This is a genomic window from Pseudomonas sp. S2_C11 (assembly GCF_054668395.1).
Genome location: NZ_CP162765.1, coordinates 3,944,784 through 3,961,566, shown reverse-complemented (window position 1 = coordinate 3,961,566; position 16,783 = coordinate 3,944,784). Strand labels below are relative to the sequence as shown.

Annotated in this window: 10 protein-coding genes and 1 riboswitch; of the genes, 4 read left to right on the top strand and 6 right to left on the bottom strand. The window is 60.1% G+C overall.

What is annotated here, in order from left to right; genetic code table 11:
• Positions 1–7: 7 nt before the first annotated feature.
• From uca to AB4N48_RS17905, 6 genes are all read right to left on the bottom strand, one after another.
• Positions 8–3,643 (bottom strand): urea carboxylase, encoded by a 3,636-nt coding sequence (gene uca, locus AB4N48_RS17930; RefSeq protein ID WP_460094115.1) that lies wholly within the window; start codon positions 3,641–3,643, stop codon positions 8–10.
• A 278-nt stretch (positions 3,644–3,921) separates the two neighbouring features.
• Positions 3,922–4,563, bottom strand: a complete 642-nt coding sequence (locus AB4N48_RS17925; RefSeq protein ID WP_406228461.1) for an urea amidolyase associated protein UAAP2 — start codon at positions 4,561–4,563, stop codon at positions 3,922–3,924.
• A gap of 11 nt (positions 4,564–4,574) precedes the next feature.
• Positions 4,575–5,300 (bottom strand): urea amidolyase associated protein UAAP1, encoded by a 726-nt coding sequence (locus AB4N48_RS17920; RefSeq protein WP_423663900.1) that lies wholly within the window; start codon positions 5,298–5,300, stop codon positions 4,575–4,577.
• Positions 5,301–5,313: 13 nt separating this feature from the next.
• On the bottom strand, positions 5,314–6,102 hold the full coding sequence (locus AB4N48_RS17915) for an ABC transporter ATP-binding protein (RefSeq protein ID WP_460094114.1): 789 nt from the start codon (positions 6,100–6,102) through the stop codon (positions 5,314–5,316).
• On the bottom strand, positions 6,099–6,914 hold the full coding sequence (locus AB4N48_RS17910) for an ABC transporter permease (RefSeq protein WP_024011982.1): 816 nt from the start codon (positions 6,912–6,914) through the stop codon (positions 6,099–6,101). The genes AB4N48_RS17915 and AB4N48_RS17910 overlap by 4 nt, the downstream gene beginning before the upstream one ends.
• Before the next feature lie 18 nt (positions 6,915–6,932).
• Positions 6,933–8,000, bottom strand: coding sequence for a putative urea ABC transporter substrate-binding protein (locus tag AB4N48_RS17905; protein WP_460094113.1), 1,068 nt, complete (start codon positions 7,998–8,000; stop codon positions 6,933–6,935).
• A 63-nt stretch (positions 8,001–8,063) separates the two neighbouring features.
• Positions 8,064–8,164, bottom strand: a riboswitch (guanidine-I (ykkC/yxkD leader).
• Positions 8,165–8,514: 350 nt separating this feature from the next.
• Between AB4N48_RS17905 and AB4N48_RS17900 the strand changes: the two genes are divergently transcribed.
• The 4 genes from AB4N48_RS17900 to AB4N48_RS17885 all read left to right on the top strand — a co-directional run bounded on the left by AB4N48_RS17900 (position 8,515) and on the right by AB4N48_RS17885 (position 16,749).
• Positions 8,515–8,919, top strand: a complete 405-nt coding sequence (locus AB4N48_RS17900; protein ID WP_039760873.1) for a hypothetical protein — start codon at positions 8,515–8,517, stop codon at positions 8,917–8,919.
• Between the two features lie 195 nt (positions 8,920–9,114).
• The gene (locus tag AB4N48_RS17895; protein ID WP_460094112.1) at positions 9,115–10,359 is read left to right on the top strand and encodes a glycosyltransferase family 4 protein; all 1,245 of its coding nucleotides are present in this window, start codon (positions 9,115–9,117) and stop codon (positions 10,357–10,359) included.
• Position 10,360: 1 nt separating this feature from the next.
• Positions 10,361–11,215, top strand: a complete 855-nt coding sequence (locus tag AB4N48_RS17890) for a hypothetical protein (RefSeq protein WP_460094111.1) — start codon at positions 10,361–10,363, stop codon at positions 11,213–11,215.
• A gap of 2 nt (positions 11,216–11,217) precedes the next feature.
• Positions 11,218–16,749 (top strand): calcium-binding protein, encoded by a 5,532-nt coding sequence (locus tag AB4N48_RS17885; RefSeq protein ID WP_460094110.1) that lies wholly within the window; start codon positions 11,218–11,220, stop codon positions 16,747–16,749.
• The last annotated feature ends 34 nt before the right edge of the window (positions 16,750–16,783 follow it).

The following is a 16,783-nucleotide window of genomic DNA, read 5'->3' as shown; positions in this document are numbered from 1 at the left end:
AATGGCTTCAGTCGAGTTCCAGCACCACCACCCGTTGTCCGGCGCGCACCGCCGAACCGGGTTGCACGCGGATCTCTCGCACCACACCGGCCAGCGGCGCGAGCACAGGGATTTCCATCTTCATCGACTCGAGAATCACCAGCACATCGCCCGCCGCGACACGCTGGCCGGCCTCGACCTGCACCTGCCAGAGATTGCCGGCGATGTGGCTGTCGACGCTGTGTTCACCGCTTTCCAGCGGTGCTTCTTCGCTGGCGTCAGGCACGGCTTCTTCGCTGTCGAAATGCGCCTGGCCGCTGGCGATCCAGCGTTCGCGTTCAGCCTTGAACGCGCCCTGTTGCTGCGCGCGGAAGGCGCTGATGCCCGCGGCTTGCTGACTGAGAAATGCCTGATAGTCGGCGAGGTTGAGCTGGCTGTGTTCGATGTTCAGATCGAAGCGCCCCAACGGGAAATCGCGGCGAATGCGCAGCAGTTCTTCGGCGCTGACCGGGTAGAAACGGATCTGATCGAAGAAGCGCAGCAGCCACGGTTTGCCGTCGAACGCGGCGACTTCGCGATAGCGATTCCACATCTGCAGGGTGCGCCCGACAAACTGATAACCGCCCGGGCCTTCCATGCCGTACACACACATGTAGGCGCCGCCGATGCCGACCGAATTCTCGGCGGTCCAGGTACGTGCCGGGTTGTACTTGGTGGTCACCAGACGATGACGCGGGTCGAGCGGCGTGGCCACCGGCGCGCCGAGATAGACGTCGCCAAGGCCCATCACCAGATAGCTCGCATCGAACACCGTGCGCTGCACTTCGTCGAGATTTGGCAGGTCGTTGATGCGCCGGATGAACTCCAGATTGCTCGGGCACCACGGCGCGTCCTTGCGCACGGTGGTCATGTATTTCTCGATCGCCAACTGACAGGCCGGGTCGTTCCACGACAGCGGCAAGTGCACGATGCGCGAAGGCACCTGCAAGTCCTTGGCGGCGCACACCGCGTCCCATTCGCCAGCGATGATGCCCAGCAGATCGGCCAGCGGCAGTTGCTCGGGCTGGTAGTGCACTTGCAGCGAGCGAATGCCCGGGGTGAGGTCGATCACCCCATGCAGGGCTTGGCTTTCCAGCGCCTGCATCAGCGCGTGGGCGCGAAAGCGCAGGACCAGATCAAGCTCCGGCGCGCCGATTTCCAGCAGTAAATGAGTGTCGCCAGAAACCCTCCCGACAAGCCGCCGATCCCCCTGACCCAACTCAAGAACCACAGGCGACACAATCCCTTGTGGGAGCTGGCTTGCCAGCGATGAAGTTGATGCGGTGTCAGATCGGGCACCATCGCTGGCAAGCCAGCTCCCACAGGGTGCATCCCATTTCAGGGCGAGATCGCGGGCGGTGCCGAGGTCGACGGGGATGAACTGAATTTTATCGCCGGCCTTGAGCTGCCCCAGCTGCCACAGGTCTGCCTCAATCACCGTCACCGGGCAGACAAACCCACCCAGGCTCGGGCCATCCGGGCCGAGAATCACCGGCATGTCGCCAGTGAAGTCCACCGCACCAATCGCATACGGATTGTCATGGATGTTCGACGGGTGCAGACCCGCTTCACCGCCATCCTCACGCACCCACTCAGGCTTCGGCCCGATCAGGCGCACGCCGGTGCGGCTGGAGTTGAAGTGCACTTCCCACTGGGTCGCGAAGAACGTGGCGATGTAGTTTTCGCTGAAGTATTCCGGTGCGCCGTGCGGACCGTAGATCACCCGGATCTGGCGCACGCTCGGCAGCGTGGTGATGTGCTGCTCGGCCAGTTGCTGGCCGGCGCTGTGGTCGGCCAATGCCGGCACATGCAACACGTCACCGGCCCTTAACGCCCGTCCGCCGTGCCCGCCGAACTGGCCGAGAGTGAAGGTACTTTTGCTGCCCAGATAATCCGGCACCTGCACGCCGCCGCGCAGGCACAGATAACTGCGCGCGCCGGCGCCGCTGATGCTGCCCAGTTGCAATGTCGCGCCGGCCGGGATCAGCAGCGCGGTGTTCATCGGCACCGGTTCAGCGTCAAGGGTCAAGGCAATCGGCGCGCCGGTCACCGCGACCACCGCGTCACAATTGAAGCGCAGGATCGGCCCGCTCATGGTGATTTCCAGTGCGGCGGCGCCTTGTTCATTGCCGAGCAGGCGATTGCCCAGACGCAGCGCTCGGCTGTCCATCGGCCCCGAGGGTGGCACGCCGACGGCCCAGTAACCGAGGCGTCCGGGATAGTCCTGCACGCTGGTCTGCGTGCCGGCGCTGAGCACTTCGAAGGTGTTGGCGTGATAGAGCAGATTTTCCAGGCAACGGGTCCACGGCTGGCCGCTGGCGAATGGAGTATCGAGGAGAATCTGCCGCAGGTAATCGCGGTTGGTTTCCACGCCATACAGCAGGCTATCGCCCAGTGCCTGATGGAGTTCGGCGCGAGCCTGTTCGCGGCTCGGCGCCCACGCGATGAGCTTGGCGATCATCGGGTCGAAATACGGCGGGATTTCCACGCCGGCCTCGACCCAGGTGTCGATGCGCAACTCAACGCCGTTGGCTGGCGGAAACTGCACAGCGGTCAGCAGGCCCGGGCTTGGCTGAAAATCACGCCCCGGATCTTCCGCGTACAGACGTGCCTGAATCGCATGGCCCTGCGGTTCCAGGCCTTGATACAACTCGTTCAGCGGCGGCAGATCACCAGCGGCCAGCTCGATCATCCAGCGCACCAGGTCCACGTCCCACACCTGTTCGGTGACGCCGTGCTCGACCTGCAAGCGCGTGTTCACTTCGAGAAAATAGAAGCGCTGGGCCGCGCTGTCGAAGACGAATTCGACGGTGCCGGCGCTGCGATAATTCACCGCTTGCGCCAGTTTGATCGCTGCCGCGCACAGCTCATCGGCCATGCCTTCGGGCAAGTTCGGCGCCGGGGTTTCTTCGAGCACTTTCTGGTTGCGCCGCTGCACCGAACAGTCGCGCACACCGAGAGCAATGACTTCACCGCAGCCGTCGCCGAACACCTGCACTTCCAGATGCCGCGCGCGTTCGATGTACTTCTCGATGAACACCCCGGCGTCGCTGAAGTTGTTCTGACCGAGGCGTTTCACCGCTTCGAATGATTCGCTCAATTCACTGGCGCTGCGGCACACGCGCATGCCGATGCCACCGCCGCCAGCGGTGCTTTTCAGCATCACCGGGTAGCCGACCTGTTCGGCGGCGCTCAGCGCGCAATCGAGGCTGTCGAGCAGGTCGGTGCCTTCGAGCATGGGTACGCCGTGCTGTCTGGCCAATGCGCGAGCAGTGTGCTTGAGGCCGAACACCCGCAATTGCTCCGGCGTCGGGCCGATGAAGGCGATGCCCTGCGCTTCGCAGGCTTCGGCGAACGCTGCGTTTTCCGAGAGAAATCCGTAGCCGGGATGAATCGCCGTGGCGCCGCTTTGTTTGGCGATAGCGAGGATTTTATCGACGGCCAGATACGTCGCGGACGCCGCGCCTTCGCCGAGGCTGTACGCTTCAGCGGCCTGGGAAATATGCAGGCTGGCAGCATCGGCTTCTGAGTACACGGCGACGCCTTGGGCCTTCAGCACGTTGATCGTGCGCAGGATGCGACAGGCAATCGCGCCACGGTTGGCGATCAGGATTTTTTCGAACATGGCATAACCCCTGAAGGGGGAGCGGGCCGTCCCGCTGTTTTTCGACAGACATCCGGGCCGTCCCGGATGGAAAACACATCACTCAAACTCACCGCAAACTCCTGTGGGAGCTGGCTTGCCAGCGATGAGGTCGGCACATCCAACATTGTTGGTGACTGAAACACCGCAATCGCTGGCAAGCCAGCTCCCACAGGACTATCAGTGCCTTGAAGGTTTCAGGCACTGCCCGGAACGCGCCTGGCACAGGGCAAAAAGCCAACGGCGTAAACGGCTGATGGTCAGTTCCATACGAGCAACTCCGCCGGGGTCGGGTTGTAGGCATTGCACGGGTTGTTCAACTGCGGGCAGTTGGAAATCAGCACGATGACGTCCATCTCCGCGCGCAAGTCGACGTACTTGCCCGGCGCGGAAATACCGTCCTCGAAAGTCAGCCCGCCGTCCGCCGTCACTGGCACGTTCATGAAGAAATTGATGTTCGGCCCGATGTCGCTCTTGCTCAATCGGCCGTCGTGGGCGCAGGCGCGCAGGTAGTTGTCGCGGCAGCTGTGCATGTAGCGTTTTTCCAGGGCGTAGCGCACGGTGTTGCTCTCTTGCGCGCAGGCGCCGCCGAGGGTGTCATGGCGCCCGCAGGTGTCGGCAACGATGGTCAGCATCGGCTGGCCGAGGTTGGAATACAGCACGCTGCCGGTGCTCAAGTAGACGCTGTTCTGCCGGCGCAAGGTGCGTTGCACGTCGTAGCGCTCCTTGGGGTTGGCGAGGCTGTAGAACAAGGTGTCGACGGCCTGATTGCCTTCCAGATCGAGGATGCGCAGGGTCTGCCCGGCCTTGACCTCCATCAGCCAGGGCTCGCCGGCGGGAATGGTGGCGCGGTAGATCGCGCTGTCGGCTTGCTTGTACGAAGTGGCGATTGCGAGTGACATGGCAGCGATCCTCAGGCGAACAAACGGTCGGTGTTGATAAAGCCGCGCTCGTTTTCCGGGCGCGAAGTGCGGCAGTGTTCGGCGACGCTGGCATCGGCGTTCATCCAGCTCAGCTTCAGAGGTTTCGGAGCGTATTCGGGTGACGGGTCCATCGGATGTTGCAGGGCGGTGAGCACCACCAGGGTGTCCATCGGCGCGTATAGCTCGATGTAGTCGCCGGCCTTCGAATTGCCCTCGACGAAGTGGAAATGCCCGGCCTCATCGACGTTCACGCGGCTGAACAGATTGAGGGTCATCAGCAGGTCGGACAGGCCCAGGCCCCACTTGCCGAGTTCCACCAGCAGGTTGTCGGTGCCGTTGCGAAAGAAGCCGTTGCGCAGTTCCTGGTAGCGGCCCTGGCCGTATTTTTCTGCGACCTCTTGCGCGCACAGCACGCCGCCGAGGCTGTCGCTCCAGCCGCAGGTGTCGGCGGTGATCGCGGCGAGCACGCGGCCCATGTCCGAGTACAGGCAGTGGCCGGCGGTGAGCTTGGCGGTGTGTTGGCATTTGAGGCTGTCGGGCAGGTTCAGCCGCTCGGTTTTTTCATTGGCATTGAGCAAGGTCAGGCTGACATTGGCGCCGCCGCGCAGGTCGGTCAGGCGCAGCAATTGGCCGCGCTTGAGCACGAACGAACGGTGGCCGCCGCCCGGCAGCAGTTCTTCAGCGAAGGGTGGGAAGAGTTGGATTGAATCAGTCATTGCAGCAGTCCTCTCAAGCAGTGCGAAGGGTGCCCGCCAGCGGCAGCGGCAGGGCCTCGACGGCGGCGCGCTGGGCGCGGCGGTCGCTGTTCAACGGGATGTCGTAGGTGATGCGGGCGCCATAGGCGCCGGGGGCGTGCGGGTCGAGGCGCACCTTGTCGAACACCAGCAGACGCGTGCCGAGGCTGAAGCCTTCGGACAGGTCGTGGGTGACCATGAACACCGTCAGTTGCGTCTCGCGCCACAGCTCCAGCAGCAGCGCGTGCATGTCTTTGCGAATGCCCGGGTCGAGTGCGCCGAAGGGCTCGTCGAGCAACAACACGCGCGGTTTCATGATCAGCGCCTGGGCAATCGCCAGCCGTTGCTGCATGCCGCCGGACAGCTGTGCCGGGTACTTGTCCAGCGCATGGCCGAGGCCGACTTTTGTCAGCAGGGCTGCAGCCTGCTCGCGAGCCTCGCGTTTGGCGTTGCCGAACAGCCGACCAAGCAAGGGCGCGCGCGGCAATTCGAGACCGAGGGTGACGTTGTCGAGCACGCTCAGATGCGGGAACACCGAGTAGCGCTGAAAGACCACGCCACGGCTGGCATCCGGTTCGCTGGCCAAGGGCTGGCCGTCGAGCAGAATCTCCCCGCGACTGGCGCTTTCCTGGCCGAGCAGCAGGCGCAGGAAGGTCGATTTGCCGCAACCGGAGGCGCCGACCAGGGTGCAGAACTCGCCTTCGTTGACGCTCAGGTTCAAGCCTTCCAGCACCACTTGATCGGCGTACTGCTGCCAGACGTTCTTAACTGTGATGAAGCTCATTTCGCTGCTCCCTCGTACCAAGGGAAAGCGCGCTGGGTCAGCTGCTTCAAGCCCCAGTCCATCAGCCAGGCGAGCAGGGTGATCCACACCACGTAGGGCAGGATCACATCCATGGCGAGGTAGCGCCGCACCAGAAAGATCCGGTAGCCGAGGCCATCGGTGGAAGCGATCGCTTCGGCGGCAATCAGGAACAGCCATGCCGAACCGAGCATCAAACGCAGCGAGATCAGCAAGCGCGGCAACAGCTGCGGCAAGACCACGCGCAGCATCAGCGTCCAGGTCGAGGCGCCCAGGGTCTGCGCCTTGATCAGCAGTTCGACCGGAATGTCGCGGGCACGCTGTTCCAGATCCCGGGCCAGCGCCGGGGTGATGCCAATCACGATCAGCATGACTTTCGACAACTCGCCCAGGCCGAAGACGATGAACAGAATCGGCAGGATCGCCAGCGGCGGCACCATCGACAGCACCGTCAGCAACGGCGACAACGGCGCGCCGAACAGCGGCAGGGTGCCCGCCGCGATACCGAGGCAAAGACCCGCCAGCGCCGCGATGCCGAGGCCGATGGCCAAGCGCCGCAGACTCGACGCAGTGTCTTGCCACAACAGGTATTCGCCGGTGCGGCTGTCGGCGTTGAAGGCCAGGCGTTTTACCGCGTCGCTCATCTGCACGGCGCTGGGCAGCAGTTTGTCGTTGGGGTTGTCCGCCAGGCGCTCGGCCGAGCCTGTGAAGTAGGCGAACAGCACCAGCGCGAACGGCAGGATCACCAGCAACAGGCGACTCGGGCGATCGGGGTGGCGATTGATCAGGCGCATGGCCAAATCCTCCGTGGCTTACAGCTTGGCGTCGGCGGCCATCTGCATGTAAGTCGGATCGAAACGCAGCTTGAGATTGGCGGTGTCGCCGCTGGTCACGCCGTTGGCGAAGGACATGCCGACCGCGCTCGGGTCCTTCGCGCCTTCGCCGAGCAGACCATGCTCGAAGGAGAATTCGGCGACCTTGCGCATGGTGTCCGGCAGTTGTTTGCTGGTGGCGAAATTCAGCGCTTCGCTCGGCGTGGCGAACAGTTTTGTGGTGTCCAGTTGCGCCTGGAAGCCGGCGAGATCAGTACCCGAGGCCTTGGCCATGTGCTCCAGCGCAGCTTTGCTCGCGGCATTTTTTGCGTTCATCAAAGCGACCACTTCGAACCACGCGCCGGTCAGCGCTTTACCGAGCGCCGGGTTGTCTTTGAGGGTGGCGCTGTTGACCACCATCATGTCCATGATCTCGCCGGGGATCTGGCTGGAATTGAACACTTCGGTGACGCCGGGTTTGGCTTTGATATCCGAGAGCATCGGGTTCCAGGTGGTCACGGCGTTGACGTCGTCGGTGTTGAATGCGGCGGCAATGTCGGCGTCGGAGGTGTTGACCACCCTCAGGTCTTTCTCGGTCAGGTCCACCGAGTCCAGCGCGCGAGCCAGCAGGTAATGGGAGACCGACAGCTCGACCAGATTGACGTCCATGCCTTTCAGATCAGCGACTTTTTTACCTTCGCCTTTGAGCACGATGCCGTCGTTGCCATTGGAGAAATCGCCGACAATCAACGCGGTGCTGTCGACGCCACCGGCAGCGGGAATGGTCAGCGCATCCATGTTGGTCATGGTGCAGCCGTCGAACTGGCCGGCGGTGTACTGGTTGATTGATTCGACGTAGTCGTTGAGCTGCACGACGTCGATCTTGATCCCGTATTTCTTCGCCCATTTGTCGACGATGCCCTGGCTGCCGGCGTATTCCCATGGCATCCAGCCGGCGTAGATCGTCCAGCACACGCTGAAGTGGTCTTTCTGGGCGGCGGAAGATTGCGTGCTGATGAGCGCGGCGAAAGCGGCGGCGAGCAGGGCGGGGAAACGTAGTCGGATCATTGCGGATTCTCCAGTTGATCGAGGGCGGACAGGAAGGCAACGCGGCACCGCGAACGGTGGCTTGTCTCCCGGGCTTTTGTCCCGCCGTGTAACCTCAACTGGAGGTCGCCAACTCTCGGACCAGCCACTCGCGATTGCGAGCCGGAACCCTAGTCAGCCATTGCAAATTGTGGTGCCGCGAACCTGTGATGACTCCTGCACGGGTTTGCTAAAGCGAGAGACGTGCCAAGTCGCGCCGAGGCCTCTGCGGCGGGGATCTGCTGGATTGCCGAGGTGAGCGGGGCGAGCGACGGCGCATCGTGGTGGTGCGTGGTTGCACCGTCATGCAGCGCGTTTACGCTCCACGGGTCGCTAGTTTTGCGGATAAACAAGATTTCATGATCACTTGTTTCAACTTGTTGCAGGAACGCACCAGATTCCGAAACCGCTGTCTGATTCTTCGACAGTCACGCAATTGCTGACGGTCGCCTGCCAGCGTCGCTGGTGTGGCCAACCCGCGGTCCAGGAGGCCGCCATGTATCGCCGAATCGTACTGCTTGCCGTGATGCTTTTTTCCCTTGGCGGATGCGTTCCTTATTCCTATGGAGACAGCTACTACAGGTCAGAGGTCTACACATCACCCGCACCGGCCTATTACAGCGGTGGCGGCTCCTATTACCGCAGCGGCGGCACCTATTACACCCAGCCGCGCTACTACCAGCCAGCGCCGCGTTACTACCAGCAACCGCGTTATTACCAGGCGCCACGGCACTACCAACCGGCCCCGCGTTACTACGAAAGCCGGCGCTGGCACGGCAATGATCGCGGACGCTGGGACGGCCACCGTCGCGGCGGTTGGGATAATGACCACCGCGGTCGCGGCAACTATGATCGTCACAGCGGTCGCCGTGACTACAACGGCCGTGGCAACCGCTGGTAAATCTCTGCAATGAACAAGCGGCGCATCAAGCGCCGCTTTTTTTGCCCGGCGAAAAGTTGTTCCGTTGGCCATCTCCTAGGAGATTCCCGGAAGCGTCCTACAGTTTCATTTCGTGGCGTTTGTTAGCGTTCGTGGATGCCGAACGAGGCGAGCAATCCTCAGCTCGATAGCGGCGAAAAATGGACGTTCAGCGCTATGAAGCTTCTGGTTATTCACCAAAATTTTCCCGGTCAGTTCCGTCATGTGGTGCTGGCAGCGCTGGAGCGCGGTGATGAGGTTATGGCGATAGGTCGGGACACTGCACCGGGCGTCGCCGGTGTGAACACCCATCGATATCGAGCGACCAGCCGAGCGCCCGGCAATATTCACCCGTATCTGATCCGCTACGAACAAGCGGTGATCGACGGGCAGAAGGTTTTTGAAATTCTGGGCAGGCTGAAACGTTCGGGCTATCAGCCAGACGTGATTCTTGCTCATCCCGGGTGGGGAGAGACGCTGTTTGCCAAGGACGTCTATGCCGATACGCCGCTGATTCACTATTGCGAGTATTACTATCGAGCGCAGGGCGCCGATTGCGGGTTCGACCCTGAATTCCGCCGAGCCGCAAGGGAGTCGTCACGGCTGCGGGTGCTCAACTCGCTGCATCTGTTGAATATTCAACAATGCGATATCGCAATCGCGCCCACGCAGTGGCAGCGCAGCCTGTTTCCGGCCGCTTACCGGTCGGCGATTCGGGTCATTCACGAAGGTGTGGTTCAAAGTACTGACCTGGCGAAAGTCGGGGCAGTCAGACTGCCCAATGGAATCGAGCTCAAAGCCGGACAGCCGATCGTTACCTATGTCGCCAGAAACCTTGAGCCTTATCGCGGCTTTCACAGTTTCATGCGAGCGATCCCGCTTATTCAGGCCGAGTGTCCAGATGCGCAGATCATCGTGGTTGGCGGTGACGGTGTCAGTTATGGGAGTAAGCCGGTCGGGTACCCGGATTGGCGCAGCAGGATGGAGGCGGAGGTCAGTTTCGATCACTCCAGAGTGCATTTCACAGGGAAACTTCCTTACCAGACTTATCGAGCGGTTCTGCAGTGTTCGAAAGTTCATGTCTATTTGACGTATCCGTTTGTCTTGTCCTGGTCGTTACTGGAGGCGATGGCGTCCGGTTGTGTGGTTGTTGCGTCGGATACGGCTCCGGTAAGGGAAGTCGTTGTCGAGGGGGCTAATGGAATATTGGTGGATTTCTTTGACCATCAAGAAATTGCCAGAAGTGTAAGCAAGGTTTTGAAGTCGGCAGGTGAGTACGGTGGTCTTGCCAGCGCCGCGAAGTTGACGGCAGGTCGGTTCAGTGTGGAATCGGGCGTGAGCCAATATTTTGAGGTTTTTGCAAGCGCGATATCCGGGCATAGCGACATACCAACCGTTCCGCAGTTTGAGCGGGAGGTTTGAAATGTCCAGGAAGTCGCGTAAGCAGGCGATCAAGTGGTTTAAAAGGTTGTTGAAGTATGGATTGTTCTTTTATGTCTGTTACTGCGTAGCGGAATTTTATATTCGCAAAGAACAAACTGCCGAGTCGGCGGCTATTCACCAGGCAAACGAGAAAGCTTGCCAGAACAAGCTGGCGAGCATGCGGCAAGTGCCGATATTAGGCGGCGCCTATATAGATAAGACGCTAGTCCCTGAGTTTTATGTAGGCATGCCTGAAATGGTCAACAAGAAAGCGTGTCTGGCGATTGCTCTGAAGGGGCTTTTCTGGTGGACCGGGACGGGGCTGCACCGGTACCAGGATCAGCGCGCAGAGTCGATCCCCAAAAGTTGGCGGCTCTATAAATTGAACGCCGGACTTTTTACCAGGAAAGAAACCACCGAACCCCATGAGCGGGGTTATCGGCACGTCAACTGGCCGGATGAGTTGATTGTGAAACTAAAGAATTATCCGGGGCTGGAAGTTTGGCTTAACGCTCCGCCACCGCACTTCAAAAATGTGTCATCCGTACGAAATTTTGTCATTGCAGGTTGGCCGCGGCGAGACGGAACCCCTCGGCTGATCAAGTGTGACGGCTTGATTCGCCCGGCTTCCGAAGAGCAACTGACTGACAAAAAGCTGGCAAGTTTTGGTAGGGCTGAATTGGAGAATCTGGATTTCGGCAAGCTGAATTTCTTCTGCATGGTCAATCTGGATAACTTCGACTTCGCTGGAGGGCACGGTAGTGTAGGTCTTGGTCTGTCGTCATTACGCGAAGCACCTGAGATGCTCAAGTATCTCAGTGATTATCTTTCACGCTCTGTTATTACAAGGAAGTAACAATGAGTTATGTTTTCAGCGATATGGAAAAATCGGAAATTTTTAATGCGGCTAATAGTTGCAAAGGCATGTCGTTTGATTCTGAGGATGTGGAGTACATTGCATTGGAGTTAGCAGGGGCAAGCTGCGCCCCCCTGTACCAAAAGCTATTCGACATTATTGGTGAAAAAGTTTCTGACGTTGTAACTGCCGATGAAGAGGCCGGAGAAGTGCTGAAAAGCGCCAGACTCTGGCTTGCCGTGGCCATTGATGCCAACGGTGGAAACGGTGCCTACTCTGCCCTGATTCGTGGTTACACCTCCCGCCAGGGTGAACTGAGACTGAATACAATTTTCAGTGAAGACCTGATGCAGCTTTCATCCAACCAGGTTGCCGTCAACTTCATCAATACCCTGATCAACGGATCCCTTGCCGGTCAACTGGCACCCTGGACCGTTCCGTCAATCAGCCAGATCGCAGAAATCGACGCCAGCGCGATTGGCGAGGCCCTGTTCAAGGAGGTTTGCGGGGAGGACGACACCGCCGTGAAACGTAACTCCGGTTGGTCTGGAACAGTCGGATTCAGCCTGTTGGGCGGTAAACCTCCCTATGAAACGTGGAGACTGATCTCTGCGGGCGACCCGGATGCGGAAGATGGCGGCCCACCCACTCAGGCAAAACCCAACCGGCTCGACGACTATAAAAACATTCTCTTCGCCATCGACGCCTACAGCGTCGGCCTGCGAGCGGCGATCAGTAATTTCGGCGTCAATCCACTGCAAAGTCTGCTATCGGTCGTACCCGAGCAAATCAACATCGCGCTGGCCAGTGGCAGTGTGAATCCGCTGATTCAGCATGTAGTCAAAGGCACGCCTGTTGCCGCCGTGGTCGAGCTGATCTTGCGCTACGGCCAGAACGAATTTCTCGACATGTTCAAGCGCACTCACGACGGCGATTCTGCTGCCACACCCACCACCAACGACACCTTCGCCAGCAATGCTTACGCCTTCTTCTCGGCATTCTCCCCAGAGCAGTCGCAAAGCATCGTCACCCGGACAATAGGCGAGTTCGGCAATGCCAATGCATGGGCAAAACTGGCAGGCGAGGCGACGCCGCTCGGTCTGGCGTTGCGCAACTCTTTGCAGCAACTCAGTGAAGTCGTCATAGAGCGAGCCGACGGTTATCCCGACCGCAACCTCGAGCTTTACGATCCGCACACTGGCGAAGGCTTTATCACCGCGCAGTGGCTGGCGGACCGTGCGCAGATGCTCGCCCGTTTGATTGCCCGAACCCAAGGCTCGTTTGGAGAACACTCGCTGCAGCAGTTTTCCTACTCCGATCTCGCCTCCGGCAAACAGGCGCCGATGACCACCGGAGTGCTGAACTCGTTGGCCATGTTCGGTGATGACGGCGGGCGATCTTTCGCTGGTGGCGCCAATGCCGATCATCTGTATGGCGGCGAGGGCAATGACTCCATCGATGGGATGGCCGGTCACGATGTAATTGAAGGTGGTCGCGGCAATGACTCGCTAACCGGAGGTGACGGCAATGATGTGTTGTACGGGATGGCCGGTGATGATGTTCTGATCGGAGGAAAGGGGAACGATTCTTTGATCGGGGGCGAAGGCAACGACCTTTATGAATTCGCCAGCGGCGATGGCCTCGACGAGATTCTTGATGCCAATGCCAATGGGCAGCTGTGGATCAATGGCGCACCGATTCCCGCACTCAAACGCCGCGCGCCTCTGAGCAACATCTGGTCTACCGAGAATCGGTCCATCACCCTGGCGCTTGTTGAAAACACCCTCAACATCAAATACGGCCAGGGCGATCTGGTGGTGATCAAAAACTTCCAGCCCGGGATGCTTGGCATCCGCCTCCCTGAATACGAGGGGCAGCCGCTCACTGCTGCGGATCTGACGCTTCAGGGCGACTGGAAAGCCAAAGACGCCGATCCCACTGTCCCCGGCGATCAGCCCTCCTTTGATGAGCTGGGCAACATGGTGCTGCTGCCCAAGGTCAAACAGCGCAACAAGGCCGACGTACTTTACGGTTCCGCCGCAGACGACGTCATTCTCGGCCTGGGCGGTTCTGATCGATTGTTCGGCAAGGCTGGAGACGATCGGTTATTCGGCGACAAGCAGACGACGCTCGAAAATGCTATGGCCGACGGTGACGCCAAGGGCAAGGCAAGTCGCGGAGACTGGCTCGACGGCGGGCAAGGTGACGATTTGCTTATCGGTACGGCATCCCGAGATGTTCTGCTCGGTGGCAATGACCGGGATACCTTGATCGGCGGTGCTGGCGACGATGTGTTATCCGGAGACGAAACCACCGGTGCGCTGGAGCAGGGTTGGGCGGTCAAACGCGCTGACGTCCCCATAGCTGGTGGTGTGACCAGTCACCGAACGGTCTTTTCAAAGGCCTCGATAAACAGTGCCTCCGAGGGCGGTGACGACGTGCTGTACGGGCAGGGTGGCAAGGACTTTATCGACGGCGGCTGGGGGGAGGACCTGCTTGACGGCGGAGCTGACGACGATTTTCTCAAAGGCGATCAAGGTAACGACACCCTGACCGGTGGCAGCGGCAACGACGTGATGCTTGGTGACAACCTCGATTGGGGCGGTGGCCTGCCCAGCAGACACCATGGCAACGATGTGCTGGACGGCGGCAGTGGTGATGATTCACTCGGCGGTAACGGTGGCAGCGACGCTTTGTATGGCGGCCCTGGCAACGACATTTTGCAGGGTGATGACGGCGTACTGGACGGCGTCGAAGGCGATGCCGCGCATTTTTTTGGCGATGATCTGCTGGACGGTGGCCTCGGCGATGACACGCTCTGGGGCGGCGGTGGCGATGATTTGCTCTTCGGCGGCGAAGGCCATGACGATCTGATCGGCGACAGCCCTGACCATCCGGTTCGTTATCACGGCAACGACTTTCTCGATGGCGGCGCGGGGAATGACACCCTGCGCGGCATGGGTGGCGCGGATACGCTGGTGGGTGGCGCAGGGGCTGATTTCCTCGATGGCGATGTGTCTGACCTGCAACCGGGCGGGAGCAACAACGACGTGCTTCAGGGCGGTGAAGGAAACGATACGTTACAGGGTGGTTTCGGTGCCGACACGCTGTACGGCGGCGCGGGTGACGACATCCTTGCCGGCGATTACGAAAACAGCGCTGAGGCCGAGCAGAATGCCGATTATCTGCACGGTGGCTCAGGCAACGACACGCTGCTCGGAGGCGCTGGCAACGACACCTTGCTGGGCGGGGAAGGGACGGACTACCTTCGCGGCGATTCTGGCGACAACGTGTTCGATGGCGGTCCAGGTGCTGACGTGCTGGATGGCATGGATGGCGCTGACATCTACTATTTCGGCGCTGGCGACGGTCTGGATATCTTCACCGATGCCGGCGGCCGCAACATCATCAGGTTCGGTGCAGGGTTTTCCGCGCAAAGCCTGAAGGCCGACGTTATCGAAGTTACCGTCGGCACGGTGTTGCGACTGGCCAATGGCACGGGCGACGCGATACTCATCAAGAATCACGAGCGGTGGAAGGATTCCACATTCAGTTTCAGCGATGGTGTTGTACTGGGTTATGAGGATGTCCTGCGCAAAACATTGCCACCGATAGAGACGGCCGAATCACCCGTACCAGAACCTGTCACCGCCCCGGCAACCCCTGAAAGCAAAGTTGCGGATCCGGTGAAGCCAGATGATGTGACCGCTGCGGCGCAAGGCCCAGTGGCATCTGTTCAAACGGTGAACTGGACCGATGAGTTCCTCGCGCAAATCAAGTCAAAACGCTCCGCCCGCAGACACGCCACAGGTTTTACCTTGAATGAGCAAGGCGTCTGGGTGCGCAGCCATATCACTACCACCGACACCGGTTACACCACTCACACCGAGCTGATCGATGGCAGCGTCGGAGCGGGAGCACTGTCTGAAACGCCTCCATGGATGAAGGTTGATGCAGGGCACGCCGTGGTCAGTGAAAGGCAGTCGACAACCACAACCCGTGTCGAACATAAACAGGTGAAAGCCGAGGGAGCGATAGCCTCTTCAAGTCAGGCGCCTCGCTATTATCGATCCGGTTCGGCCAACGGGTTTTCATTCAATACGGGCGACGTATTGGTTGAGGACCGAAAGGAATCCGGCGCGCTTGAAGGCTGGTACGTCTATCCGGCGGCAAGCTTCAGTTCGGCCGGAACGGTGCGCAAGGAATTCCGCTGGGAGGTCGAAAGCACGACGATCAAACGCAAAATCGTCCATGGCAACGATGCCGGCGGGCGAGTCAACGTCGAAGTGGAAAACGTTTTCCACGGCGGCGCGGGAGACGATCTGATTGTCGCTTATGCAGGCTCCCCACTTGACTACGGCACTGTCGGCGACAGAACACCGGGCGCGTTTTTATCCGCAGGTGCAGGTGACGATACCTTGCTGGGCGCCGAGGGCGCCGACTATCTGGTCAGCGGGGCAGGGGATGACTGGCTTTACGGCGATGGCGGTGCCGACACCTACATCGTGCAAGCGCACGCCGCAGCGACTACCACGATTGCGGATGTGCCGAACCCTGTTTTCCACCGCGCAGAAGTTGGCGTGGCGGGGTGGAAAGACGAGTACGGATTGATCGATCAGGACACGGTCGTTCTTCCAGCAGATGCGCAGCGCGATGCACTGCAATTGAGCTGGGGTGCTGCGCTGATAGAGACCACTCATGTCGAGCTGGAACCCAACCCGGATCGCGCGGCTTACCGCAACCCGCCGAGAGCGAAAATGCTCCATCCGACGCTCGATATCCAATGGGGCGGGACACAGAAAGTCCGCATCGTCTGGCCCCACAACGGTGAACTTGAGGGGGCCGGTATTGAACTCGTCAAGTTCGCCGATGGGTCGGTCGCAAGTTTGAAGCAGCTCCTGGAATCAAGTCAGCTGGGACCTGCGCCCGAGACTTTTCATACGGGTGTCATCGTCAACCATCCCACCCGTTCAACTTCCTTGCGAGACGGACGAGCGCTGCCACTCGTGGGCGGTCGCGGCAATGACACGATAAGCGGCGCGGGGGAGATCCGAGGGATGCAGGGGGATGACGTGCTCACGGGCAGCCCCGGGGATGATCTGCTGCTGGGTGGGCCGGGCAATGACACGCTGGCCGGCGGCGCTGGAAATGATATCTACCGATACGATGGCCTCGGCAGAGACGTGATCATCAACAACGGAGGCGGCCTGGACGGGATCGATTTTTCCGAGCGCATGCTGACGATCGACAACCTGAAGTTTCACCGTGAGCGCGATGATCTGGTGATCGTGGTGGATTACGGCATGGCGCCGAAAATCAGGGTTTCCAGGCACTTTGCCGTAGGTGAAAGTACTATCGGCTTCATAAGAGTCAGCGAAGGAACAGCGACTCAAGACTACAGCGCAAGGCAAATTGCTGAACGTCTGCACCCGCTTCCGCCACTGAGGGATGTCGAGGATATTTTGATAAAGGGCGACGATGAAGCGCAGCGGGCCATAAAGGAAATCATTGAGTTCTACGAACTGAATGTCTGACAAGATGACCGATTGAGCCGGCCCGCGATGGCAA

Coding starts and splice junctions, on each gene's coding strand:
- uca (WP_460094115.1), bottom strand. CDS start 3,643: ATGTTCGAAAAAATCCTGATCGCCAACCGTGGCGCGATTGCCTGTCGC.
- AB4N48_RS17925 (WP_406228461.1), bottom strand. CDS start 4,563: ATGTCACTCGCAATCGCCACTTCGTACAAGCAAGCCGACAGCGCGATC.
- AB4N48_RS17920 (WP_423663900.1), bottom strand. CDS start 5,300: ATGACTGATTCAATCCAACTCTTCCCACCCTTCGCTGAAGAACTGCTG.
- AB4N48_RS17915 (WP_460094114.1), bottom strand. CDS start 6,102: ATGAGCTTCATCACAGTTAAGAACGTCTGGCAGCAGTACGCCGATCAA.
- AB4N48_RS17910 (WP_024011982.1), bottom strand. CDS start 6,914: ATGCGCCTGATCAATCGCCACCCCGATCGCCCGAGTCGCCTGTTGCTG.
- AB4N48_RS17905 (WP_460094113.1), bottom strand. CDS start 8,000: ATGATCCGACTACGTTTCCCCGCCCTGCTCGCCGCCGCTTTCGCCGCG.
- AB4N48_RS17900 (WP_039760873.1), top strand. CDS start 8,515: ATGTATCGCCGAATCGTACTGCTTGCCGTGATGCTTTTTTCCCTTGGC.
- AB4N48_RS17895 (WP_460094112.1), top strand. CDS start 9,115: ATGAAGCTTCTGGTTATTCACCAAAATTTTCCCGGTCAGTTCCGTCAT.
- AB4N48_RS17890 (WP_460094111.1), top strand. CDS start 10,361: ATGTCCAGGAAGTCGCGTAAGCAGGCGATCAAGTGGTTTAAAAGGTTG.
- AB4N48_RS17885 (WP_460094110.1), top strand. CDS start 11,218: ATGAGTTATGTTTTCAGCGATATGGAAAAATCGGAAATTTTTAATGCG.